Below are 21,989 nucleotides of genomic sequence, written 5' to 3'. Positions count from 1 at the left end.
GAAATTTTTTGAAAGCGTATGCGTTCACCTGCATGCGTGGTGGCATACTATGTCTTTGTGCCCACGTTGTTTTTGAGGAAGCGCCACGCCCGCCAAGTCGCGCGATGTACTATCGGGCGGCCGCAGAAACCTCGGTCACCCCGCGGCACAGCATCCGGTCGGCCAACAGCCGCTCCATCCAGCGCTCGGGGCTGTCATTGGCATCGAGAATGATGGTCATGGGTTCGCCGACAGGCTCTTCAAGGGTCTCGAGCTGGCTGTCGAGCAGGCCGACCGGCATGTGATGACCGGGCCGACGGCTCATGCGGCGCTGAAAAAGATCCCGCGTGCCGCGCAGATAGACAAAGGCGGCTTCGCCAAGGCCCTTGCGCAGCCGGTCACGATAGATCGACTTGAGCGCGGAACAGGCGATCACTGTTCCTCCGGGCAGGGAATTGGCTTCCATCGCGATCCGGTCGAACCACGGCCAGCGATCTGCATCGGTCAACGGTGTGCCGGCGCGCATCTTTTCGATATTGCGCGAACCATGCAGATCGTCTCCATCGATGTAGGTCACACCGAGCTGGGCTGCCATCAGGCGGGCGAGCGTGGTCTTGCCGCTGCCGCTGACCCCCATTATGACGACATGCAATGACATGAGAACGGCACACTCCTTTTCTTTTCCTGCGAGGCCGACCAGGTCCCGCGCGTCAGAGAATTATGCGATTTCGTTGCTTACAATTCGCTGACGAACTGAGGTGGGGCGAGAATAATCGCTCAAAAAAGGAGAATTTGTCGACGATATTCTGTGAAAGGCGCTGGCCATGACCGAAGAAATCCTGATTTCGAAAGCAGGACAGCTTGGAATTGTCGAGTTGAACCGGCCTCGCGCCATCAATGCGCTGACAGTGCCGATGTTCGAAGCCATCGAGAAAACGCTCGATGCATGGCGTGACGATGAGAGTATCCGGGCGGTTCTTTTCCGTGGCGCTGGCGAAAAGGGATTTTGCGCGGGCGGTGATGTCCGGGCCACCCGCAACCTGATGCTTTCCGAGCGGTTCGAAGACGCCGCCCGCTTTTTCGACCTCGAATACCGGGTCGATGGGCTGATCGCGGCCTATCCCAAGCCGATCATCGCGTTTCAGGACGGGATCGTGATGGGCGGCGGGATCGGGCTTTCCGGACATGCGCGGTTCCGCATCGCCACCGAGCGCTCGCGCTTTGCCATGCCCGAGGCGGCGATCGGCTTCTTTTGCGATGTGGGATCGAATTTCATTCTTTCCCGGCAGGCCCGACACCGCGCCCTGGCTTTCGAGTTTGCCGGCGAACCGGTTGGCGCCGCAGATGCGGTGATGCTGAGGCTCACCGATATCGTTGTGTCCAGCGCCTCGCTCGATGCCCTGACCGACGAGATCGCGCTGGCGGCTGCCGACAAGGACCCCGAACACGCCATTGCCGGGGTTCTCACCCCGCATGCGGGGGATATCGGGCCGATCCCGTTCTGCGAGGGGGTCGATCGGCTGGCGAATTGCTTTGCCGTAGAGGATGTCGGCCAGATGCTGCACGCGTTGAAGGCGCGGGCGGCGGAGGATGAATTTGCGGCGCATCTGCACGAGGTCATTGGCAAAAGGTGTCCGACCTCTCTCGATGCAAACCGTCAGGCACTCGATGCCAGCCGGTCGATGAAGTCCGCCCGAGAGGTCCTGGCTCTCGACTACCGGCTCGCCGTCTATCTCACCAGGCGCAGCGACTTTGCCGAAGGGGTCCGGGCCGTGCTCGTCGACAAGGATCATTCCCCGGCCTGGTCTCCTGCCGATCTTTCGGGCGTGGATGGCCCGGCGATTGCCGCGGCCATCGCCGGGGAGTGAGCGCGGCGGCCGCCAGTCAATCGGCCTGCGCGAAGTGCTCCATCTGACCGTCAAAGGCGATCCGGAATGCCGGTCTGGCGGTGGCGCGTTCGACATAGTCGCGGCACGCGGGATAGTCGGCAAGACCGTCGAAGCGGTCAACGAGCCGAAGGACATCGGCCATCAGGATGTCGGCTGCGGAAAAGGCACCCACCAGCCAGTCGCGTTGGGTCAGCACCTGCTGCATATGGCCCAGCCGCATGGCCAGGAAACCGTCAAGGGCACTTCGACCAGGCGAAGATTCTTCGTCTCCCGTGAACTTGAAGATCGAATAGGGCAGGGACGCCATTTCGACAGAGTTTAGCGCGGCAAAGATCCAGTTGATGACCGCGCTGCGGCCTTCGGGCGAAGCCGGCATCAGGACATCGCTCTTTTCGGCGATGTGCAACACCATCGCCCCGCTCTCGAAAACCGTTGTGGTGCCGTCTGTCAGCCAGGGCGCCTGCCCGAAGGGCTGGCGGACAAAGTGTTCGGGGCCGCGGTCGTGAAAGGGCGTGCTTTCAACCCGATATGGCAATCCCGCTTCCTCGAGCGCCCAGCGCACCCGCAAGTCGCGCACATAGCCGCGTGGTGTGTCGGGTACCCAGTCATAGGTGGTGAGAACGATTTCGCTCATCGGGCGTCTCCGGGCGCAAATGACAGGAAGGCCTGCAGTTCATCGAACCAGCCGGACCAGCCTGCGGTATGGCTCTCAACCGCCCCGATATCGGGCAGGCGTTCATGAATAAGGGTCAGTTCGGTACCGATCTCGATCGGGCGCAGGGTGAATGTGACCCGGGACTCCCATTCCGGATGGCCGGGCCATTCCCAGGTAAAGACGAGCTTTTCGTCCGGAACGATCTCGAGATAGCGGCCGCGCGGATTGTGTTCGGCGCCGTCAAGGGTCCGGAAAACGATGCTGTAGCGCCCGCTGGGGCGCAGGTCGTTCTCGGCGCTGACGGTCTGGCCGGCGTCGGGACCCCACCACAATATGATCTGTTCGGGCTTGGTGATGGCGGCGAATATCCGTGCCGGTGTCGCTTTCAGCCGGCGGATGATCTGGACGCTGGGAACCGCTTCATTCATTTCGGTTCCTCCTCTTCCACCAGTGCCGTCAGGCGATCGAGACTGACGGTCCAGAAGTGCTGATACTGGTCGAGCCACTCCATCGCTTCCTTCATGGGCGCTGCCGCGAGGCTGACCGAAACGGTGCGTCCGGTCTTCTTTCGCGCGATCAGGCCGGCCTCGGACAGCACGGTCAGGTGCTTCATCATTCCCGGCATCTTGATCGGCAAGGGCCTCGTCAGTTCGCTCACTGAAAGCCCGGGCTCTTGTTTCAGGCGTTCGAGGATTTGCCGCCTTATGGGGTCCGACAGCGCGAAGAATGTGCGGTCGATCGTTGCGTGATGATACTTTGCCATTTGGCGAAGTAAATGACTTGGGCGCGGCCTGTCAATGCCATGGTGTGCCCGGACCGGTGTCATGCCCCTGATTCCCGCGCCCGCGGGACGTCAATGCGCAAAACGGCATTTTCGTGCGGGGCAGCTGCTTATGGTTATGAATTCTTAAAGTCTTAGAGGCAAAACTCGCTGCGGACTGGTCCGTGAAGGGAGTTGTTCTGCTATGTCCGAAGGCCTCGTCGCCATCGATTTGCCCGCCGTTGCCGATTTGCACGCACTCGAGGATGTGCGTGAGCAGATCTCCGCGCAGCTGGACTCGGCACAGTTCGCGATCGGCCTCAAGGACGTTCAGCGGATATCGACCAATGCCCTGCTGATGCTGCTCAGCGCGGCCAGAACTACTGCCCAGGCCGGTGGAGAGATGAAACTGGTCCGCCCGTCCGAACAGGTTTCGGCGGCGATCGAGACTTTGGGGCTGGGTGAGGCGTTCGCGCCGCTACTGGAACAAGAGGGTTAAGAAATGCGCGTACTCACGGTCGATGATTCCCGTACCATTCTGGCGATGCTCAAGCATACGCTGACCGATGCGGGATATGAGGTTCTGCAGGCCGAAAACGGCCAACAGGGGCTCGACATGCTGGGTCAGGAAAACGTCGATGTGGTGATTACCGACGTGAACATGCCCGTCATGGACGGGATCGAGTTTATCCGCCAGGTCCGTGCCGGCGGTCAGCACCACAACCTTCCCATTCTCATTCTGACGACTGAAACCAGCCAGGAGAAACGGGATCTGGGCCGCGCCGCAGGGGGCACGGGCTGGATCGTGAAGCCGTTCGATCCGGACAAGCTGGTCTCGGTCATCCGCAAAGTTAGTCACTAGATACGGGCGGCCGCCCAGGGGTTTCGGGTCGAATAGCTCATGAGTGATCTCGACGAATTCAAAGCGACATATTTCGACGAATGCAGCGAGCTGCTTGGTGAGCTCGAGGAGCAATTCGCCGCTATCGAAGAAGGTGACCGCGAATCCGACCGGATGCATGCCGTGTTCCGCGCCATCCATTCGATCAAGGGCGGGGCGGGTGCCTTCGGGTTTCAGCGCCTTGTCGAGTTCGCACACTCTTTCGAGACCCTTCTCGACTATGTCCGCGATGGCCGGGTCGAGCTCAGCGATGATGTGGTCGCGCTGTGTATTCGCGCCAATGACATCGTGGCCGACTTCGTGGCCGCAGCCCGCGTCGAAGAGGATCTGGGCGCGGATTTCGGCGCCGAAGAGAAGGCGCAATTCGAGGCCCTTTGCAACGGCGACGCCGAGGATGAAGACGATGGTCCGACGCAGGAAGATTTCGACGAGATCGAGTTCACGCCGGTCATGGTCGACCTCGAGGATGAGCCGGCTTCGGACAGCTTCGACGAGGCCCCGTTGAGCGACGGCGCGGCGGCGGATCTGGCGGAAATCGCGCTCGAGACCGACAAGGTTGACGATGCGGCCCGCGGCTGGCGGGTCGAGTTCACGCCGCTGCCCGCGCTTTATGAGCGTGCCAATGACCCGCTCTTGCTGCTGCGCGAGTTGGCCGGGCTCGGGACGTCCACCATCGAGGCACGGCTGACCGAGCTGCCCTTGCTGCACGATTTCGAGCCCTTCGGGGTCTATTGTTCCTGGGTCATCACGCTGACCGATACCAGCGCCAGTGAAGCCGATATCCGCGAAGTCTTCGAGTTCGTCGAAGGCGATTGCGAGATCGCGATCGCGGCCATTGACGGCAGTGCCGCCGCGGCCAGCGCCCCGGTCGCCGAGGCCGAAGAAGAGACCAGCTTTGCCGACCTTGCCGCCAGTCTCAACGCCGGGGCCGAAATGGACGAGGATGCCATCAGCGAAGAGCCGGTGTCCGAAGACCAGGCGGTCGAAGAAGCCTCTGCGGCGAACAAGTCCGATGGGGAGCCCGTTGCAGAAGACAAGCCGGCTGCGAAAAGCCAACCGAGCTTTGCCGATCTCGCTGGCGAACTTGGCGTGACCGGCCTTGATGCCGGGGACGAGGATGAAGACGCGGCTGATGCCGCCATCGCCAAGACCGAGGCCGCTGCAAAACCCGCGGCAGCGCCAGCACCGGCGGCCGCCGGCTACACCAAACCGGCAGCAACCGAGACCCGCAAGCCGGCCATGCAGTCGATCCGGGTGGATCTCGACAAGGTCGATCGCGTGGTCAACATGGTCGGCGAACTGGTCATCACCCAGTCGATGCTCAACCAGCAGATGGACGACACGCTGCGCGACAAATACCAGGAGCTGGTGCGCGGCATCGAGGTTCTGGCGCAAACCACGCGCGGCCTGCAGGATTCGGTCATGGCGATCCGCGCGCAACCGGTCAAATCCGTGTTCTCGCGCATGCCGCGCCTGGTGCGCGAACTGAGCGCGAAGACCGGCAAGAAGATCCGTCTCGAAATGGTCGGTGAAAACACCGAAATCGACAAGACGGTCATCGAACAGCTTTCCGATCCCCTGACCCACATGATCCGCAACAGCGCCGATCACGGGATCGAAACGATCGAGAAACGCACCGACAAGGGCAAGCCCGAAACCGGGGTGATCAAGCTTTCAGCCGAACAGGCCGGCGGTTCGATCCTGATCGTTGTCGAAGACGACGGCGCCGGTATCAATCGCGAGCGGGTGCTCGAGATCGCGCGCGAACGCGGCGTCGTGCCCCCCGATACCCAGTTGACCGAAGACCAGATCGACAATCTGATCTTTGCGCCCGGTTTTTCGACCGCGTCGGAGGTTTCCGATATCTCCGGCCGCGGCGTCGGCATGGATGTGGTGCTGTCCAACATCAAGAAGATCGGCGGTTCGGTGAACGTCAAGTCGCGGCCCGGCTTCGGCACCCGCATGACGCTCAGGCTTCCGCTGACGCTGGCCGTGCTCGACGTCATGCTCGTCAAGGTTGCCGACTGCCACTATGTGATCCCGCTTTCCTCGATCGTCGAGACGATCCAGACCTCGCGCTCGGACTTCGGTTCGGTGCCGTCCGGATCGCGGCTTTTGAAGGTGCGCGGCGAATATGTGCAGGTGGTCGATCTGGCCGACCGGTTCGACATGAACAGCATCACAGATGACGAACACCGCTTCGTGGTGCTTTGCGAAGCGGAAGGCGGGGTGAAGGTCGCGCTGATTGTCGACGATATCGTCGGCCAGCAGCAGGTCGTCATCAAGAGCCTTGAAGAAAACTACGAAAGCATCGACGGCATCGCCGGCGGCACCATTCTCGGCGACGGGTCGGTGGCCCTCATCGTTGATGTCCAGGGCATCAAGGCGTCGCCCACAAGACAAAATGCGGCATAATCTGACAGGAGAATAATATGGCTGTGGCAATGGATGCGCTTGATACCCGCGACAGCATCGACCAGGACGGTCACGTGGATTCCAGCAAGATGATCCAGCTCATCGCGTTTTCGCTCGATGATCAGGTCTATGGCGTGGAAATCACAACGGTGCGCGAAATCCGGGCGTGGAACGGGGCGACCCCGCTGCCCAATACCCGCGAATTCGTGCGCGGCGTCATCAATCTGCGCGGCACCATCGTCCCGATCTTCGATCTGCGCGCCCGGTTCGGCTCGGGCAAGACCGAGGCGACCAAGACCCATGTGGTTGTGGTGCTTTCGGTTGGCGACAAATGGGTCGGCATGCTGGTCGACAAGGTCTCCGATATCCTGACCGTCAACAAGGACGATATCCATGCGGTGCCGGAAGGCAATTCGATGGATTCCGAACTGCTCGGCGGCATCGTGACCCACGAGAACACCATGGTCGGCCTGATCGACCTCGAGAACGTGGTCGGCAGAAGCACTGAAGAAGCCTAGTCTCTTCGGATTCCGGCAATCGGTTGTGAGGGCGGCCCCGGGGCCGCCCTTTGCCGTGCGGGTGGTGCGCATTAAACGGCCTTGCAATAAAACTATAAATCTGGTTATATCGTTTCATGACGACAACATCACCCACCGCCAAAGCCCTTGCCGCCCTCGGCCATGACGCCCGTCTGGGGGTGTTTCGCCTGCTCGTGCGGGCGGGCGAGAGTGGCCTGACGGTCGGGGAGATCGGCGAACATATGGGCTTGCCCGCGTCCACGCTTGCGCATCATTTGCGTGCGCTGGTCGATGCCGGGCTGGTGCTGCAGGAAAAGCAGGGCCGGGAAGTGCGCAACCGGGCCGACTATGCGCGGATCGAACAGACGCTTCAGTTCCTGACGTCCGAATGCTGCATGGGCGTTACCCTTGAACGGGCGGAAGAGCCGGCCTGAGCGCCTCTCTTTTTTGCCAAACAAAACGATAAAACCGGTGATATCGAAATGACGGATCTCTCCAGCGGCTTCGCGCCGCAATCCCTTCTCAGGCAGGCCCGGCGCCATTCGGTGTGGCTGGCCATTGCCGCCATCCTTGTGCTCGTTGCCATTCTCTCGCCCGGACAGGCCGCAGACAGCCTTGTCTTTGTCGGCGATGCCTTGTCGACGACCGGCCCGTTCCTGGTCCTCTCTGTGGTGATCGCGGCCTGGGCGGCGGCCTCGGGTGCGGACAATCTGATCGCGCGGGCCTTCACCGGTTCGCCGGCGATGATGATTGCGCTGGCGGCACTCGCCGGCGCGTTTTCACCGTTCTGCTCCTGCGGGGTCATTCCCCTTATCGCGGCCCTGTTGTCGATGGGCGTGCCGCTTTACGCGGTGATGGCTTTCTGGCTCGCCTCCCCGATCATGGACCCCTCCATGTTTGCGCTCACCAGCGGTGTGCTGGGGGTCGATTTCGCCCTTGTCAAAACCGTCGCTGCGCTGGCGCTGGGCGCCGGCGGCGGGTTTTCCACCCTGTTTCTGGTCCAGCGCGGTTTGCTGGCCGAACCCTTGCGCGCCGGGATCGGCAATGGCGGCTGCGGCGGCGCCAGGATCCGCGATCCCAAGCCGGTCGTGTGGCAGATCTGGGCCGAGCAAGAACGCCGCGCCAAATTCGGCAGTGAAGCGCTCAAGACCGGTCTGTTTCTCGGCAAATGGCTGATCCTTGCCTTTCTGCTCGAGAGCCTGATGGTGGCGTTCATTCCGGCCGAGACCGTGACCGCGCTGCTGGGTGGAGAGGGCTTCGCGCCCGTTGCCATCGCCACGCTGGTCGGCGTGCCGGCCTATCTCAATGGCTATGCCGCGCTGCCTCTGGTTGCCGGCCTGATTGATCAGGGGATGGCGCCGGGCGCCGGGCTCGCCTTCCTTGTGGCCGGTGGGGTGACGTCGATCCCCGCGGCGATGGCGGTCTGGGCGCTGGTCAAGCCGAAGGTCTTCGGGCTCTACATTGCGCTTTCGCTTGGGGGTTCATTTATCGCGGGGCTTGTCTATCAGGCCGCTCTCTCGCTCTGAGAACGAGACGCATCACGTTCGCCGTCCTGTCTGCCATTCAAGCGGGCAGGACGGTGGTCATTCGGCAATGAGGAACTAGAACAGTTCGATGTCGTCGGTGCCGGTGCGTTTGGCAACACCGGAAAGTTCGGGACGGCGGAGTTCATCCAGGGTCAGGGATTCCCAAACCGCATCAAGATCGGCCTCGGTCTCGCTCGACCGGTCAATCATGGCAATCTGGGAGGCGGCCTTGACCATGTCGGCCACGCGCTGCTCGATCCGGTCCTGCATCTGCAGAGCCATGATGATCTTGGTCACGGCCATGCCGCGCGCCTGTTCGGCCGGTTGGGCCGCATCCATCAAGATGGCCAGTCCATCATTGATGCGCTCGACCATCTCGGCCGTCTGGCGGGCCGTTTCTTCGAGCTCGGATGCGAGTTTAGACAAGGACATCGGCTAATTTTCCCCCTGACGCAGCTTTTCTTGCCGTCTCATCCGGTCAAGCTAGCCCGAATTCCCTAAAGCCTTGTTTTCCCATCCCATGAATTGTGAATCGCTGCTCTGTTGGTTAGCAATTCACTAAGAAGTACAACGCTAGAATGACCCCCGGTTTACAGATGGCGGGTTTATGACGGCGATCGCTTCTCAAAAAGGGCAAATGCTCGACCGTGTCGGAGCGGTAACGGTTCACCAGGGAGACTGCCTGGTCACCGACAGCCCCGACGTGACCTATTCGACGGTGCTCGGCTCGTGCATCAGCGCCTGTGTGCGCGATACCAAGGCGCAGGTCGGGGGCATGAACCATTTCCTTTTGGCCGTGCAGTCCTCGAGCGCCCGCGACCGGTTCGGTGAATCGGCGCGTTATGGCGCCTATGCCATGGAACAGCTGATCAACCTGGTGCTGACCAAGGGCACCGGGCGCAAGTCCAATCTCGAGATCAAGGTGTTTGGTGGCGGCAATATCAACGCCTCGATTACCGATGTCGGCGCAGCCAATGCCGCCTTTGTCAGGGCCTTCATGGCCGATGAAGGTTATGTCGCAACATCCGAGGATCTGGGGGGTGCGTTCGCCCGCCGGGTGTTGTTTCAGCCTTTTACCGGGCGCGCTTTCGTCAAGCGTCTCGACAGCACGATCAACGAAGGCCTGATGCGCGAAGAACTGGCGCACGCCAACCAGTCGATCAAACCTGTCGAGGACGACATCGAGTTGTTCTAGCCGCGGCATTTGCCGGCGTGTTTTGTGTGGAGAGTACGGTTGGAAAACCTCGAAATACCGCTGTCTGACGAAGAGTTTGTGGCCATCAAGCAGCGGGTCTACAAGATTGCGGGGATTTCCCTGTCGGATGCCAAACGCACCCTGGTCATTTCCCGTCTGACCAAGGTGGTGCGCGGGCTTGGCCTGCGCTCGTTCAGTGACTATGTCGATTTCCTCGACCGGGGCGCGGACGCGGATCAGGTCCAGACTTTCGTCAATGCACTGACCACCAATCTGACGCGGTTCTATCGCGAAGAGCATCACTTTGCGCACCTGGTCGACTATGTCGGCACGCTGATCGAAAACCCGCCACGGCGGGGAGCTGGCGGCAAGCCGCGGCTGCGCATCTGGTCGGCAGGCTGTTCGACCGGGCAGGAGCCTTACACCATCGCGTTGGCGCTGATTGACGCCTATCCGCAGCTCAAGCGCTGGGACTTCCGGATCCTGGCCACCGATATCGACACCAATGTGCTCAAGACGGCCTCGGCCGGTATCTACAAGAAGACCGATCTCGCCGGCCTTTCGGCGCAACGCATGGCGTTCTTCGAGAATGCGGGACCGGATACGGTCGCCATTCCCCGCGCCATCCGTGAACTGATCGCCTTCAAGCCGCTCAATCTGATCACCGAATGGCCGTTCAAGGGACCGTTCGATGTGATCTTCTGCCGGAACGTGGTGATCTATTTCGACCGCCCGACCCAGGAGAAGCTGTTCGAGCGCATGGCCAGCGTGCTGAGCCCTTCCGGGTTCCTCTATATCGGGCACTCGGAAAACCTCAATTCAGTCAATTCCCGGTTCGATCGGGTGGGCAAGACCATCTATCGACCCAAAACTGCCATGGGCAGGAGTGCGGCATGACAATACGCGTATTGATCGTTGACGATTCCGCGCTGATCCGCGAGGTGATGAGCAAGATTATCGGGGCCGAACCCGATATGGAGGTGATCGGCACCGCTCACGATCCGCTGGATGCGCGCGAGAAGATCCGGGTCACCAATCCCGACGTCGTGACCCTCGATGTCGAAATGCCGAACATGAACGGGCTGGCGTTTCTCGAAAAGCTGATGCGGCTGAAGCCGACCCCCGTCGTCATGGTTTCCACGATCACTACCAAGGGGGCGGAAGCCACGCTGCTGGCGCTTGAACTGGGTGCGGTCGATTTCGTTGCCAAGCCGGGTCACGATCTCAGCGGCGGGCTCGATGCGTTTGCCGGTGAAGTGCGGCGCAAGGTTCGCGCCGCCGCCCAGAGCCGGGTGCACAGCCATCCGCGGGTTCAGGCCAAGCCCAAGACGCCGGTGCTTTCCGGGCGCGATGCGCCCAAGGGCTCGCTGATCGCGCTGGGGGCCTCGACCGGCGGGGTCGACGCCATCAAATCGGTTCTTTGCACTTTGCCGTCCGACTGCCCGCCGATCGTTATCGCCCAGCACATGCCCAAGGGTTTCACCGAGCGCTTTGCGCATCGCCTGTCGGAAGTCACGCCGCTCAAGGTGATCGAGGCGGTCGACCGCATGCCGCTCGAAGACGGACACGCCTATATCGCGCCGGGCGACTGGCATTTGCGGATCGAGAAGAGCTCGGGCTTCCTCAAGTGCCGGCTCGGCAGCGACACGGTTGTTTCCGGTCACCGGCCGTCGGTCGATGTGCTGTTCGATTCCGTTGCCAAATATGTCGGCGATCATGCGGTCGGGGCGATCTTGACCGGCATGGGCAAGGACGGAGCGGTGGGGCTCAAGGCAATGCGCGATGCCGGTGCATATACGATCGGGCAGGCCGAAGGGTCCGCGCTCATCTATGGCATGCCCAAAGCGGCCTTCGATATCGGTGCGGTGACCGAGGAACTGCCGGTCGAGGAGATCGGTCCGCGTCTGTTGTCCCAGCTCATCAAGCGCCGGCGGGCCGCCTGATCCGGGTTGTAAATTAGTAAGAGTTTATCCCTAGAGTGGGCCCACGGCTCACTGTCCGGGAAGTGTTGAAGAGGCTATCAGCTATGCCCAAAGCCAGTCAGGTCAGCGTGATGATCGTTGACGACCAGCAGTCCATGCGTGGCATTTGCAAATACATTCTGACCCAGCTCGGATTCAAGGAAGTGATCGAGGCCAAGAATGGCCGCGATGCGCTGGGCAAGCTCGAGCGCAATCACGTCGATCTCATCATCTCCGACTGGAACATGGATGATGTCGACGGCCTCACGCTTCTGAAGGTCGTGCGCAAGCACCCGCGCACCGCCAAGCTGCCTTTCATCATGGCGACCGGGCGGTCGGACCAGGACCAGGTGCGCGAAGCGATTTCCTGCGGGGTCAACAACTACGTCATCAAGCCGTTCGATGCGGGCACGATGAAGAAGAAGATCGAGGCGGTGATCGGCACGCTGGCCTAGGCTCTCCACCCGGGGACATGAGCCGTCGGCAGAGTGAATGGAGCGGCGTGTCGAGCGCCGCTTTTTTCTTGTCCGGGTCTCCCCCGCTGCTTGAGCGCGGGCGCGAATTTATCGATCCGTATGGTCTTCTGGAAGGCGCTCAGAAGCGGATCCGCTCTATCCGCTTCCGCCCTGGTGATGGCGCGCCCTCCGACCTGCCCGAAGGGGCGATTTCCGAGTATATTGCCGAGGCGATTGCGCTACGCTGGTAGCGCCTTGAACGGACGGATGGAGAGTGCTTGTGGCGCGCATTGGATTGGTTGCACACGATAAGAAGAAGGCCGATCTGGTCGAATGGGTGCAAACTCATCGCGCAATTCTTGAAATACACACACTTTTTGCAACCGGCACGACGGGCAGCGAAATCGTGCGCCATACGGGGCTTTCCCCGACGCTTCTCAAGAGCGGGCCGCTGGGCGGCGATGCCCAGATCGGTGCCATGATCGTTGAAGATCGCCTTGATATGCTTGTATTTTTCATCGATCCGCTGACCGCCATGCCGCATGATGTCGACGTCAAGGCGCTGATCCGGCTTGCGGTGCTCGAGGACCTGCCGATCGCAGTCAACCGTTCGACGGCCAACGCGCTGATCGCGACAATCGGGTGAGCGGTTATTGACAGGGGAGGCCGGTTTTGAACAGATGCCGCGCACCCGCGGCGAAAACAGGGCAATAAAGGCACGGGTTACAGGGTGGAGAAACAGGCAATTATCGACGTCAAGGCGGTGAACAAGGGGTTCGGCGGTCTCAAGGCTGTATCGAACTGTTCGCTGTCGGTTGCAAAGGGCTCGATCACCGGGCTCATCGGTCCGAACGGGGCCGGCAAGACAACGCTTTTCAACATGGTCGCAGGCACCTTGATGCCGGATAGCGGGCAGATCCTGTTCGACGGCAAGGATGTCACGCATCTGCAGCCGCATGAGCGGTTCGCCGAGGGGCTGCTGCGCACCTTCCAGATCGCGCATGAATTTTCGCACATGACGGCGCTCGAGAACCTGATGATGGTGCCGCCCGGTCAGCCGGGCGAACGCCTCATCGATGCGTGGTTCCGGCCGGGCAAGACTGCCAGGGTCGAGGCTGAAGTGCGCAAGAAGGCCAATGAGGTGATCGAGTTCCTGCATCTCGGTCACGTCAAGCACGAGCTGGCGGGCAATCTCTCGGGCGGGCAGAAAAAGCTCCTCGAATTGGGCCGCACCATGATGGTCGATGCCAAGGCGGTGCTGCTCGACGAGGTGGCGGCGGGGGTGAATCGCACGCTGCTCAAGGATCTGGCGGCCAATATCAAGCGGATGAACACCGAGCTGGGTTACACCTTCTTCGTCATCGAGCATGACATGGACCTGATCGCCGAGCTGTGCGATCCGGTGATCGTGATGGCCCAGGGCGAAGTCATCGCGGAAGGGCCGATGGAAGAGCTGCGCAACAATCCCGAGATCGTCGAAGCCTATTTCGGCACCGCGGTGGAGGATGTGGCGTGAGTCTGATCGAGGTTAGCAATGTGTCCGCCGGCTATGGCGGTACCCCGATCCTGAATGGCGTGAACCTGGCCATCGAAAGCACCGATATCGGGGTGATCGTGGGGCCGAATGGCGCGGGCAAGTCGACGACGCTCAAGGCGATCTTCGGGCTGCTCAGGGTGAGCGAGGGCGCGGTGCTGCTCAATGGCCGCGACATCACCAATGCGGAGGCCGACAAGCTGGTGCCCATGGGGCTCAGCTTCGTGCCGCAGGAATTCAACGTTTTCACCTCGATGACTGTCGAGGAAAATCTCGAAATGGGGGCCTTTGTCCGGCGCGACGATTTCTCGGACACGCTGGCCTCGGTCTATGAGATGTTTCCGCCGCTCAAGGAAAAGCGCCGGCAAAAGGCGGGCGAGCTCTCGGGCGGCCAGCGCCAGATGGTGGCGATGGGCCGGGCGCTGATGAGCCAGCCCAAGCTCCTGCTGCTTGACGAGCCGTCGGCGGGGCTCAGCCCGCGCTACATGCTCGAGATCTTCGAGCAGGTGATCAAGATCAACAAATCCGGCGTCGGCATCCTGATGGTCGAACAGAACGCCCGTCAGGCGCTCGAGTTCGCCTCAAAGGGCTTCGTGCTCGCCGGCGGCAAGAACCGGTTTACCGGCTCGGGGCGCGAACTGCTCGACGATCCCGAAGTCGCCCAGAGTTTCCTCGGGGGATAGGGCCATGAACGAACTGATCTTCTTCGTCAACAAGGTCCTGGTTTCCGGCACTGTGCTGGGCTCGATCTACGCCCTTGGGGCGGTTGGCGTCACCCTGATTTTCGGCATTCTGCGGTTCGCCCATTTTGCCCATGGCGACATGATGACCATGGGGGCGTTCGTCACTTTCGTGCTTGCGTCCATCGCCGCCTCGATGGGCATCCAGACCTTCTGGCCCACCGGCTTCATCGTTCTGCCCTTCGCCATGGCGATTGCGGCGGGGCTGGCGCTCGGGATCGACAGGGCCTTCTACCAGCCCTTGCGGCAACGCGGCGCCAAACCGGTGACCCTGCTGATCGCTTCGATCGGTGTGACCCTGATGATCCAGGGGCTGATCCGGCTGTTCTGGGGCGTCGAGGCGCGCAGCTTCTTCGCCAATGAGCCCAAGGATCTCATCCGGATCGAAGTGCCGTTCGAAGGGGTCCGGCCCATCGTGATTTCCGAGCCGCAGATCCTTTTGATCGTGACCACCGTCATCGCGGTCGTGGCGCTGCATCTGTTCCTCACCCGCTCGCGGCTCGGCAAGGGCATGCGGGCCATGGCCGACAATGCCGATCTGGCAAAGGTATCGGGCATCAACACGCGGCAGGTGATCCGCGCGACCTGGGTGATTGCCGGCGGGCTCGCCTGCATGGCCGGCACCATGCTGGCGCTCGATGTGACCCTCAAGCCCGACCTTGCCTTCAACATCGTGCTGCCGATCTTCGCCGCCGCCATTGTCGGCGGGCTGGGGCAGGCCTATGGCGCCATCGCCGGCGGGTTCCTGATCGGGTTCGCCGAGACCATGGCGGTCTTCAACTGGTCGATCCTGTTGCGGCCCTTCCGTCAGAGCTGGCCCGACTGGCTGCCGTTCCCGGCTGACCTGTCGCTGGTGCCGACCGAATACAAGCTCACCGTCGCCTTCGTGATCCTTGTGGTGGTGCTGCTCGTCAGACCCACCGGTATCTTCAAGGGGGCCTCGACATGACGCATATCCGCGAATTCATCCTGTTCGGGGTTCTGGCCGTTCTCATCGGCATCCTCGTTCTGTGGCTGAGCCCGGTCGGCACGATCCAGATCCTGGCGCTGGCGTCTGCCTATGCGCTGATCGCTCTGGGGCTCAACGTGCAGTGGGGCTATGGCGGGCTGTTCAATTTCGGTGTCATGGGCTTTTTGATGCTGGGCGGGTTCGGCGTCGTCTTCGCCTCCTACCCGATCAATGAGAGCTTCTGGGGGTCGGATGGCCCGATGCTGCTCGGGCGGGCTGCGATCGCGGCGGCCTTCGGCGCGGTGATCATCATCGCGGCGGCCAAAAGCGAGAAATTCGGTCTCGGCAAGCGTTCGCGCATGTTCGCGCTGGTCGTGGCCTGGGCGGTTGCCTATATCGTCTACCGTTCGCAGATCGATCCGGCCGTCGCCTATATCGAGGGCGAGGTCGAGCAGGGCTTTGTCGGCGGGCTCGGGCTGCATGCGATTTTCGGCTGGGCGCTGGGCGGGGTTTTCGCCGGTGCGGTGGCCTATGTGATCGGCAAGATCTGTCTGGGGCTGAGAACCGACTATCTTGCGATCGCCACCATCGGGATCGCCGAGATCATCCGCGCGCTGATCAAGAATATGGACTGGCTGACCCGCGGCACGCTTACCGTGTCGCCGGTGCCCTGGCCGGTGCCGACCCAGGCCGATCTGGCGGCGTCGGGGTTGGAAGATCTGTCGCTGATCACCGCACGCTCGATGTATCTGGTGCTGACGCTGCTGGTCATCGTCGTCATCTTCCTGTTGCTGCAGCGCGCCTATTACGGGCCCTGGGGGCGGATGATGCGGGCGATCCGCGACAATCACATTGCCGCCGGATCGATGGGCAAGGACGTCAAGCGTCGCCAGATCGAGATCTTCGTGCTCGGCGCCGCGCTCATGGGCATTGGCGGCTCGATCCTGACCACCTATGTGCAGATTTTCGATCCGGGCGGATATCAGCCGATCAACCACACCTTCATCGTGTGGGTGATGATCATTGTCGGCGGGGCAGGGAACAATCTCGGCGCGCTGTTCGGCGGGGTGTTCATCTATATCGTATGGACGATCTCCGATCCGATTGCCGAGTTCATCTTCCGCAACCTTTCCGAGTTCAGCGACGGCATGGGTTGGGGTGCGATCCCCGATGTGCAATCCCGCGCCCTGCAGATGCGCGTCTTCGTGCTCGGCCTCGTCATCACCATTGCGCTGCGCTATGCGCCGCAAGGGTTGATCCCCGAGCGGATAGGCGGCGCCAAGGCCGAGGACTAGGCGTCGGTCGGCAGGTATCGACATTGGAGGGCGTCCCGATGTGATCGGGACGCCCCTTTTCTTTTTTGGGTGCGCCGCTATGTCCCTTCACGCTGTCCCGGCCTTGAGCCGGGACCTCACCAGATAATGACTAGGCCCCGGATCAGGTCCGGGGCGGCCCGGGAGGATGCAACCCCAAGCCTCACCTTGAGGCGCGAGGTGAAGCCGAGCCTCGAAGGGCGAACCACGAAGGGCGAGGACGGAGAGCGTGGCCGTCCTTCGAGGGTCGCGCCGGTGGCGCTCCCGCCTCAGGATGAGGACAGTGTGTGTAGCGGCGCCGTGCAAGCAGGTGCGAGGACTTCACCTCTCCCTTGGGGGGAGAGGTCGATCCGAAGGATCAGGTGAGAGGGCCTTGGCTGAGGGGGCCCTGGCTGAGGTAGAACAGAGCCCCTCACCCCAACCCTCTCCCCCGGCGGGGAGAGGGAGCGTGACGCGCAGTGCCACACACCGTGCCGTCCTGGACCTGATCCGGGATCTACTCGCTTAGGCCTCACGACACATCGTCAGCGCTTCAGTTTCCGGCGAATGCGAATGGACCCCGATTTTCATCGGGGTGACGCTATTGGTTTTGGTTGTGACCCATCACCCCATCGTCGTCATGCTCGGGCAGCTTGCCGGCGTGAGGCAGTCAGATTCCCGAGCATCCATGATGAGATGACGCGCGGGAACCAGTACTGATTACTGCACTACCGATGAGAAGTGCCGAAGTGCCTCATGGACCCTCGGATCAAGTCCGGGGGTGACGAGGTGGGTGGAGATGCAACCCCAAGCCTCACCCTGAGGTGCGAGGTGAAACCGAGCCTCGAAGGGCGAGGCCGGAATGTGAAGGCGCCTGTGACGTGCCTTTCCCTCCCCTTGCGGGGAGGGTTTGGGTGGTGCCCGCTTTACCGATGGAGTTGAAGGAACAATGAGCTGGCCCCAATGTCACCTCCCCCTTGACGGGGGGTGACAAGCGGTTGGGCGAAGCCCAAACCGAGGTTCCTTTGGAACCTTGGTAGTGCTGGAACGGGTGGGGGTGGTGTTTCAGCCATTCGAGCGTAGCTCTCATGGTCGTTCTTCGCTCGCAAAGCTCCACCGGAGCTTTGCGTTGCCATCGGCAAACGCTCGAAAGTTATCCCCGCCCTCTGACACCCGATTATCATCCCCGAACCAACCTGCAATTGAGCGTGGTCGCGACGAACGGTCAGGCAGGTCTGGGTCCGGGTTCCATGAGGGTCGCCTCAGGGAAGGCCAAAACTGCGCCGGAGCCGGCTGCCGTCAAGGCGGCAGCGCACCGTGGAAACATGGCGGGGATTGACCCCAGCCCATTGACGCAGTCCAAGCCCAAAATCCCGGATGAGTGGGACGCTGTGCGCCTCGCTATTACTTTACGTTACGGATGAGACGTTCCGCGTCCCACTCCCGCTCTGCTGATTTGAAACCTTGGAGACATCCGTCTGCCGGGCGGTTCGGGCTGCCTTTGCGCGCACGGCGTGGCATGGTGCCGGCATGCTGTTCGATTCGCGGCAATTGCCGATTCACGACACGCCGGATTTCACCATCGAGGCCCGCTATGCCGAGGCGGGGCTGGTATGCGGTGTCGATGAGGCCGGACGGGGGCCGCTGGCCGGCCCGGTGGTGACCGCGGCCGTAGTGCTCGACCCGATGCGGGTGCCTGAAGGGCTCAATGATTCCAAGAAGCTGACCGAGAAGGCGCGCGAAGCACTGTTTCTCGAGATCATGGCGGTTGCCGATGTCAGCATCGCCGCCGCCCCGCCGATGGTGATCGACAGGCGCAATATCCGCGGCGCAACGCTGTGGGCCATGGCCCGGGCCGTGGCCGCCCTGCCCCGCGCGCCCGGCATGGCGCTGATTGACGGCCGGGACGTGCCGCCTGAACTGCCCTGCCCCGGCGCCGCCGTGATCAAGGGTGATGCACGGTCGCTGTCGATTGCCGCGGCCTCGATCATTGCCAAGGTCACGCGGGACCGGATGTGCGCCATCATTCATTGCGCGCATCCCGATCACGGCATGGACAAGCACAAGGGCTATCCCTCGCCTGCGCACCTCATGACGCTCGACGGGCACGGAGTGACGCCGCATCACCGCACGAGCTATGCGCCGGTGCGCGAACGGCTCGAAAGGAAGCGTTAACCACACCGCTTAGCCAGCTCTTAAGCTTAAGATTCTACAACCGGAATTACTGCAAAATCCGGTTGAGTAGAGTGCATGTTGCGTAACGCACAATCCCGGGCCGAGCTGGCCTCCACCGCGTCATCCGACGCCCATTTGCCGATCGACACGATCCTTGTGGGCGACAGCATCGCCGAGATGGAAAAGCTGCCCGCCGGTTCGGTGGACCTCGTCTTCGCCGATCCGCCCTATAACCTGCAGCTGTCCGAAGGACTGACCCGCCCCGACCAATCGCATGTCGACGGGGTCGACGATGCCTGGGACAAGTTCGACGACTTCGCCCATTACGACGCCTTCACCCGCGCCTGGCTTCTGGCGGCGCGCCGGGTCCTGAAGCCCGATGGGGCGATCTGGGTGATCGGCTCGTACCACAACATCTTCCGGGTCGGCGCGATCCTGCAGGATCTCGGCTACTGGATGCTCAACGACGTCATTTGGCGCAAGACGAACCCGATGCCGAATTTCCGCGGCACACGGTTCACCAATGCGCATGAGACGCTGATCTGGGCGTCGCGCTCGGAAAAGTCCAAGCCCTGCTTCAATTATGAAGCACTCAAACAGGCCAATGACGACACGCAGATGCGCTCCGATTGGCTGATGCCGATCTGCACTGGCCATGAGCGGCTCAAAGACGATGACGACGCCAAGGTACACCCGACGCAAAAGCCCGAAGCGCTGCTGCACCGGGTGATGATCGCGACCACCAAGCCCGGCGATGTGGTGCTCGACCCCTTTTTCGGCACCGGCACCACCGGGGCCGTGGCCAAGAAGCTCGGCCGGCATTTCATCGGCGTCGAGCGCGAAAGCAGCTATGTGAATGCCGCGCTCAAGCGCATTGCCGCGATCAAGCCGCATGACCGGGTGGCGCTCGAGACCATCAAGCCCAAGCGCGCCGCGCCGCGCGTTGCCTTCGGCGCTCTGGTCGAGGCCGGCATGGTCAATCCGGGCACCGTGCTGACCGACACCAAGGGCCGGTTCGAGGCCGTGGTGCGGGCCGACGGCTCTTTGAAATCGGATCGCCATGAAGGTTCGATCCACAAGGTGGGGGCGCTGGTGCAGGGGTTTGACGCCTGCAATGGCTGGACGTTCTGGCACATCAAGAACGGCAAGACCCTCACCGTTATCGACGATCTTCGCGCCGACTACCGCATGCGGATCGACAAACTCTCAGCTTGACCGGACCTCCAGGTCATCAACAGGCCGCCTTCCACGAAAGTGGTCGGCGGCCTTTTCTTTTCACTGTTCAGAGACGGGGTGGCTTGACGTCGATACCGGCGGATTTGAGCACCTTCTTGTAGAGAGTCGGCAAGGCTTCCCGGGACAGCGCGCCCGGCTTTGACCACCAGCCTTCGCCGGGCGGCTCTTCCCCCGCACGCGCCTGCCAGACGGTCAGACGCAGTGAGAAATGAGTGAAGACGTGCTCGACTTCACCGGCCTCGCGCCACTCGGTATCCATCGGGAAATCCGGCGCCTCCTGGTCGTCGGTCCAGGCGCTGCCGGGCACCTCTGTCATTTCCGCCAGCATGCCCTTGTCGGCGCGGCGCCTCAGCCAAATAGCGCCATCGGGCCGTTCGAGGACATAAGCATGGCCGACCCGGGCCGGGCGCTTCTTCTTCGGCGGGGCCACGGGAAAATCGAGTGCGTCCCCGGCAGCAGCACCCGCGCAGCCCGGACGCAGCGGACAGACGAGACAATTGGCCGATTTGGGCGCGCAGATGGTTGCACCGAGATCCATCATCGCCTGGGCGAAATCGCCCGCCCTTTCGGGCACTGCCTCGCCCACGATCTCGCCGATCAGGGGCTTGGCATTGCGGACCGGATCCGACAGTCGGGTGAGGCGCGCGACAACCCGCTCGACATTGCCATCGACCACTGCGACTTGCTCGTCGAAACAGATCGCGGCAATCGCGGCCGAGGTATAGGCACCGATCCCGGGCAGGGTTTTGAGGCCTTCTGCGGAGGTTGGGAACGCACCACCATGGTCGGCGACGACCGCCTGCGCGCAGGCATGCAGGTTTCGGGCGCGGGCGTAATAGCCGAGCCCGGCCCAGGCGGCGAGCACCTCCTCGCGCGGAGCGGCAGCGAGATCGGCTACTGTTGGCCAGCGGTTGGTGAAGTCCTCGAAATAGCGCCGGACGGTGACAACGGTTGTCTGTTGCAGCATGACCTCGGACAGCCAGACCCGGTAGGGATCGGGCCGCTCGCCCGCAACCTTGTCCGCAGGAGCGACGCGCCAGGGCATCTCGCGGGCGTGGCGGTCATACCAGGCGAGAAGGGCGTCGGCATCGATGGGGTTAGGCTTTATCGGGGCGGCGGGTTCGGGCATGATGGGATCGAAACAACATGCATCGCGCCGGCGCAAGTGCAATTGAGCGCCACTACCGCGATGCCCCCAACCGGTCCGGGAAAATTGGCAGCCAAATCGCAAAAGGAATTCCGCCGGCTCAACCGCTCGGTCTCGGTCGGTGACGTCGCCATGAAGGCGGTCGAACCGGTCTTGCGCAAGCGCGGCTTCGCCAGCGCGGATATCCTCACCCACTGGAAGGCGATCGTGCCGCCGCCCTATGGCGAGGCGGTGATGCCGGACAAGCTGGTCTGGCCCAAAAACGCTCATGGCGAGCGCGAAGCGGCGGGCGCAGTGCTGCAGGTCAGGGTCAGCCCGGCGGTCGCGTTGCAATTCAACCACGAGATCCCGGCGCTGCGCGATGCCATCAACCGCTATTTTGGATTCTACCTGATTGCGGAGATCAAACCTTCGCGAACGCCGTTCATTGCCGGTTCAGCCGCCAAGACCCAGGATCGGCCCATCGCGACGGACAAGGCCGTTCGCGAAAGAGTGCAACGACAAACCGAAGGCACAAGCGACGAAGAGCTGCGCGATGCGCTGCAAAGACTGGGCGAAGGCATTGCCCGCCGCAACCCCGATCCCAAGCGTTCGGATGGCTAGGCAGGCGGTGAAATAATCGCGAGCCCTCTTGCGGCCAAGATTGGCAACTCTATTGTCGC

Annotated in this window: 26 protein-coding genes; 20 read left to right on the top strand and 6 right to left on the bottom strand. The window is 62.1% G+C overall.

All coding sequences use genetic code 11. The features are described 5' to 3' along the window. Nucleotides 1-109 precede the first annotated feature (109 nt). Entirely contained in the window at nt 110-637 is a 528-nt protein-coding gene (locus G489_RS20415; protein ID WP_029041811.1) for a gluconokinase, read from the bottom strand. A 166-nt stretch (nt 638-803) separates the two neighbouring features. Here G489_RS20415 and G489_RS0112435 point away from each other — a divergent pair, with 166 nt between their 5' ends. Then, a complete protein-coding gene (locus G489_RS0112435; protein ID WP_035872559.1) occupies nt 804-1,847 on the top strand; it encodes an enoyl-CoA hydratase/isomerase family protein in 1,044 nt (347 codons plus the stop codon). A 16-nt stretch (nt 1,848-1,863) separates the two neighbouring features. Here the strand turns inward: G489_RS0112435 and G489_RS0112430 are convergent, their stop codons facing one another. From G489_RS0112430 to G489_RS0112420, 3 genes are read right to left on the bottom strand one after another with little or no spacing between them, the layout of a single operon-like run. After that, on the bottom strand, nt 1,864-2,502 hold the full coding sequence (locus G489_RS0112430) for a glutathione S-transferase family protein (RefSeq protein ID WP_029041809.1): 639 nt from the start codon (nt 2,500-2,502) through the stop codon (nt 1,864-1,866). Beyond that, nucleotides 2,499-2,951 carry an SRPBCC family protein gene (locus tag G489_RS0112425; protein WP_029041808.1) on the bottom strand — a complete coding sequence of 151 codons (453 nt, stop codon included), beginning with the start codon at nt 2,949-2,951 and terminating at the stop codon, nt 2,499-2,501. Before G489_RS0112425 ends, G489_RS0112430 begins: the two co-directional genes overlap by 4 nt. Continuing rightward, on the bottom strand, nt 2,948-3,349 hold the full coding sequence (locus G489_RS0112420; protein ID WP_210162606.1) for an ArsR/SmtB family transcription factor: 402 nt from the start codon (nt 3,347-3,349) through the stop codon (nt 2,948-2,950). Before G489_RS0112420 ends, G489_RS0112425 begins: the two co-directional genes overlap by 4 nt. Before the next feature lie 139 nt (nt 3,350-3,488). Between G489_RS0112420 and G489_RS0112415 the strand changes: the two genes are divergently transcribed. From G489_RS0112415 to G489_RS0112390, 6 genes are all read left to right on the top strand, one after another. Next, nucleotides 3,489-3,782 (top strand): STAS domain-containing protein, encoded by a 294-nt coding sequence (locus tag G489_RS0112415; protein ID WP_029041806.1) that lies wholly within the window; start codon nt 3,489-3,491, stop codon nt 3,780-3,782. A gap of 3 nt (nt 3,783-3,785) precedes the next feature. Continuing rightward, the gene (locus tag G489_RS0112410; protein WP_029041805.1) at nt 3,786-4,145 is read left to right on the top strand and encodes a response regulator; all 360 of its coding nucleotides are present in this window, start codon (nt 3,786-3,788) and stop codon (nt 4,143-4,145) included. A 39-nt stretch (nt 4,146-4,184) separates the two neighbouring features. Next, nucleotides 4,185-6,599 (top strand): chemotaxis protein CheA, encoded by a 2,415-nt coding sequence (locus G489_RS0112405; protein ID WP_029041804.1) that lies wholly within the window; start codon nt 4,185-4,187, stop codon nt 6,597-6,599. 17 nt (nt 6,600-6,616) lie between these two features. After that, nucleotides 6,617-7,117 (top strand): chemotaxis protein CheW, encoded by a 501-nt coding sequence (locus G489_RS0112400; protein WP_245578902.1) that lies wholly within the window; start codon nt 6,617-6,619, stop codon nt 7,115-7,117. A 116-nt stretch (nt 7,118-7,233) separates the two neighbouring features. Next, on the top strand, nt 7,234-7,551 hold the full coding sequence (locus tag G489_RS0112395; protein ID WP_029041802.1) for an ArsR/SmtB family transcription factor: 318 nt from the start codon (nt 7,234-7,236) through the stop codon (nt 7,549-7,551). A gap of 48 nt (nt 7,552-7,599) precedes the next feature. Beyond that, on the top strand, nt 7,600-8,643 hold the full coding sequence (locus G489_RS0112390) for a permease (protein WP_029041801.1): 1,044 nt from the start codon (nt 7,600-7,602) through the stop codon (nt 8,641-8,643). A 75-nt stretch (nt 8,644-8,718) separates the two neighbouring features. Here the strand turns inward: G489_RS0112390 and G489_RS0112385 are convergent, their stop codons facing one another. Further along, on the bottom strand, nt 8,719-9,075 hold the full coding sequence (locus G489_RS0112385; protein ID WP_029041800.1) for a hypothetical protein: 357 nt from the start codon (nt 9,073-9,075) through the stop codon (nt 8,719-8,721). A gap of 205 nt (nt 9,076-9,280) precedes the next feature. Between G489_RS0112385 and G489_RS0112380 the strand changes: the two genes are divergently transcribed. The 12 genes from G489_RS0112380 (at nt 9,281) to G489_RS0112325 (ending at nt 20,159) form a co-directional block, all read left to right on the top strand. Next, nucleotides 9,281-9,838, top strand: a complete 558-nt coding sequence (locus G489_RS0112380; protein ID WP_029041799.1) for a hypothetical protein — start codon at nt 9,281-9,283, stop codon at nt 9,836-9,838. 39 nt (nt 9,839-9,877) lie between these two features. Beyond that, a complete protein-coding gene (locus G489_RS0112375; RefSeq protein WP_029041798.1) occupies nt 9,878-10,735 on the top strand; it encodes a CheR family methyltransferase in 858 nt (285 codons plus the stop codon). Beyond that, a complete protein-coding gene (locus tag G489_RS0112370; protein ID WP_029041797.1) occupies nt 10,732-11,781 on the top strand; it encodes a protein-glutamate methylesterase/protein-glutamine glutaminase in 1,050 nt (349 codons plus the stop codon). Before G489_RS0112375 ends, G489_RS0112370 begins: the two co-directional genes overlap by 4 nt. 83 nt (nt 11,782-11,864) lie before the next feature. Further along, nucleotides 11,865-12,254 carry a response regulator gene (locus tag G489_RS0112365; protein WP_029041796.1) on the top strand — a complete coding sequence of 130 codons (390 nt, stop codon included), beginning with the start codon at nt 11,865-11,867 and terminating at the stop codon, nt 12,252-12,254. A 47-nt stretch (nt 12,255-12,301) separates the two neighbouring features. Beyond that, complete coding sequence (locus tag G489_RS0112360; RefSeq protein WP_029041795.1) at nt 12,302-12,505, top strand: hypothetical protein; 204 nt, start codon at nt 12,302-12,304, stop codon at nt 12,503-12,505. A 38-nt stretch (nt 12,506-12,543) separates the two neighbouring features. After that, nucleotides 12,544-12,900 (top strand): methylglyoxal synthase, encoded by a 357-nt coding sequence (locus G489_RS20410; RefSeq protein ID WP_245578913.1) that lies wholly within the window; start codon nt 12,544-12,546, stop codon nt 12,898-12,900. A gap of 99 nt (nt 12,901-12,999) precedes the next feature. Then, nucleotides 13,000-13,770 carry an ABC transporter ATP-binding protein gene (locus G489_RS0112350; RefSeq protein ID WP_029041794.1) on the top strand — a complete coding sequence of 257 codons (771 nt, stop codon included), beginning with the start codon at nt 13,000-13,002 and terminating at the stop codon, nt 13,768-13,770. Further along, nucleotides 13,767-14,471, top strand: coding sequence for an ABC transporter ATP-binding protein (locus tag G489_RS0112345; protein ID WP_029041793.1), 705 nt, complete (start codon nt 13,767-13,769; stop codon nt 14,469-14,471). The genes G489_RS0112350 and G489_RS0112345 overlap by 4 nt, the downstream gene beginning before the upstream one ends. Nucleotides 14,472-14,475: 4 nt before the next feature. Next, nucleotides 14,476-15,477, top strand: a complete 1,002-nt coding sequence (locus G489_RS0112340; protein WP_029041792.1) for a branched-chain amino acid ABC transporter permease — start codon at nt 14,476-14,478, stop codon at nt 15,475-15,477. Further along, nucleotides 15,474-16,772: a branched-chain amino acid ABC transporter permease gene (locus G489_RS0112335; protein WP_029041791.1), complete on the top strand. Its 1,299-nt coding sequence runs from the start codon at nt 15,474-15,476 to the stop codon at nt 16,770-16,772. Before G489_RS0112340 ends, G489_RS0112335 begins: the two co-directional genes overlap by 4 nt. A 1,527-nt stretch (nt 16,773-18,299) precedes the next feature. Further along, nucleotides 18,300-18,944: a ribonuclease HII gene (locus G489_RS0112330; RefSeq protein ID WP_051332590.1), complete on the top strand. Its 645-nt coding sequence runs from the start codon at nt 18,300-18,302 to the stop codon at nt 18,942-18,944. 75 nt (nt 18,945-19,019) lie between these two features. Further along, nucleotides 19,020-20,159 carry a site-specific DNA-methyltransferase gene (locus G489_RS0112325; protein ID WP_029041789.1) on the top strand — a complete coding sequence of 380 codons (1,140 nt, stop codon included), beginning with the start codon at nt 19,020-19,022 and terminating at the stop codon, nt 20,157-20,159. 67 nt (nt 20,160-20,226) lie between these two features. Here the strand turns inward: G489_RS0112325 and G489_RS0112320 are convergent, their stop codons facing one another. Continuing rightward, on the bottom strand, nt 20,227-21,309 hold the full coding sequence (locus tag G489_RS0112320; protein ID WP_051332589.1) for an A/G-specific adenine glycosylase: 1,083 nt from the start codon (nt 21,307-21,309) through the stop codon (nt 20,227-20,229). Between the two features lie 84 nt (nt 21,310-21,393). Between G489_RS0112320 and G489_RS21935 the strand changes: the two genes are divergently transcribed. Further along, complete coding sequence (locus tag G489_RS21935) at nt 21,394-21,930, top strand: DUF721 domain-containing protein (RefSeq protein ID WP_051332588.1); 537 nt, start codon at nt 21,394-21,396, stop codon at nt 21,928-21,930. Nucleotides 21,931-21,989 lie beyond the last annotated feature (59 nt).

Source organism: Cucumibacter marinus DSM 18995, assembly GCF_000429865.1.
Classification (GTDB): domain Bacteria; phylum Pseudomonadota; class Alphaproteobacteria; order Rhizobiales; family Devosiaceae; genus Cucumibacter; species Cucumibacter marinus.
The sequence above is the reverse complement of the archived record's forward strand: the minus strand, read 5'-3'. Positions and strand labels throughout refer to the sequence as shown.

Coding starts and splice junctions, on each gene's coding strand:
- G489_RS20415 (WP_029041811.1), bottom strand. CDS start 637: ATGTCATTGCATGTCGTCATAATGGGGGTCAGCGGCAGCGGCAAGACC.
- G489_RS0112435 (WP_035872559.1), top strand. CDS start 804: ATGACCGAAGAAATCCTGATTTCGAAAGCAGGACAGCTTGGAATTGTC.
- G489_RS0112430 (WP_029041809.1), bottom strand. CDS start 2,502: ATGAGCGAAATCGTTCTCACCACCTATGACTGGGTACCCGACACACCA.
- G489_RS0112425 (WP_029041808.1), bottom strand. CDS start 2,951: ATGAATGAAGCGGTTCCCAGCGTCCAGATCATCCGCCGGCTGAAAGCG.
- G489_RS0112420 (WP_210162606.1), bottom strand. CDS start 3,349: ATGACACCGGTCCGGGCACACCATGGCATTGACAGGCCGCGCCCAAGT.
- G489_RS0112415 (WP_029041806.1), top strand. CDS start 3,489: ATGTCCGAAGGCCTCGTCGCCATCGATTTGCCCGCCGTTGCCGATTTG.
- G489_RS0112410 (WP_029041805.1), top strand. CDS start 3,786: ATGCGCGTACTCACGGTCGATGATTCCCGTACCATTCTGGCGATGCTC.
- G489_RS0112405 (WP_029041804.1), top strand. CDS start 4,185: ATGAGTGATCTCGACGAATTCAAAGCGACATATTTCGACGAATGCAGC.
- G489_RS0112400 (WP_245578902.1), top strand. CDS start 6,617: ATGGCTGTGGCAATGGATGCGCTTGATACCCGCGACAGCATCGACCAG.
- G489_RS0112395 (WP_029041802.1), top strand. CDS start 7,234: ATGACGACAACATCACCCACCGCCAAAGCCCTTGCCGCCCTCGGCCAT.
- G489_RS0112390 (WP_029041801.1), top strand. CDS start 7,600: ATGACGGATCTCTCCAGCGGCTTCGCGCCGCAATCCCTTCTCAGGCAG.
- G489_RS0112385 (WP_029041800.1), bottom strand. CDS start 9,075: ATGTCCTTGTCTAAACTCGCATCCGAGCTCGAAGAAACGGCCCGCCAG.
- G489_RS0112380 (WP_029041799.1), top strand. CDS start 9,281: ATGCTCGACCGTGTCGGAGCGGTAACGGTTCACCAGGGAGACTGCCTG.
- G489_RS0112370 (WP_029041797.1), top strand. CDS start 10,732: ATGACAATACGCGTATTGATCGTTGACGATTCCGCGCTGATCCGCGAG.
- G489_RS0112365 (WP_029041796.1), top strand. CDS start 11,865: ATGCCCAAAGCCAGTCAGGTCAGCGTGATGATCGTTGACGACCAGCAG.
- G489_RS0112340 (WP_029041792.1), top strand. CDS start 14,476: ATGAACGAACTGATCTTCTTCGTCAACAAGGTCCTGGTTTCCGGCACT.
- G489_RS0112335 (WP_029041791.1), top strand. CDS start 15,474: ATGACGCATATCCGCGAATTCATCCTGTTCGGGGTTCTGGCCGTTCTC.
- G489_RS0112330 (WP_051332590.1), top strand. CDS start 18,300: ATGCTGTTCGATTCGCGGCAATTGCCGATTCACGACACGCCGGATTTC.
- G489_RS0112325 (WP_029041789.1), top strand. CDS start 19,020: ATGTTGCGTAACGCACAATCCCGGGCCGAGCTGGCCTCCACCGCGTCA.
- G489_RS0112320 (WP_051332589.1), bottom strand. CDS start 21,309: ATGCCCGAACCCGCCGCCCCGATAAAGCCTAACCCCATCGATGCCGAC.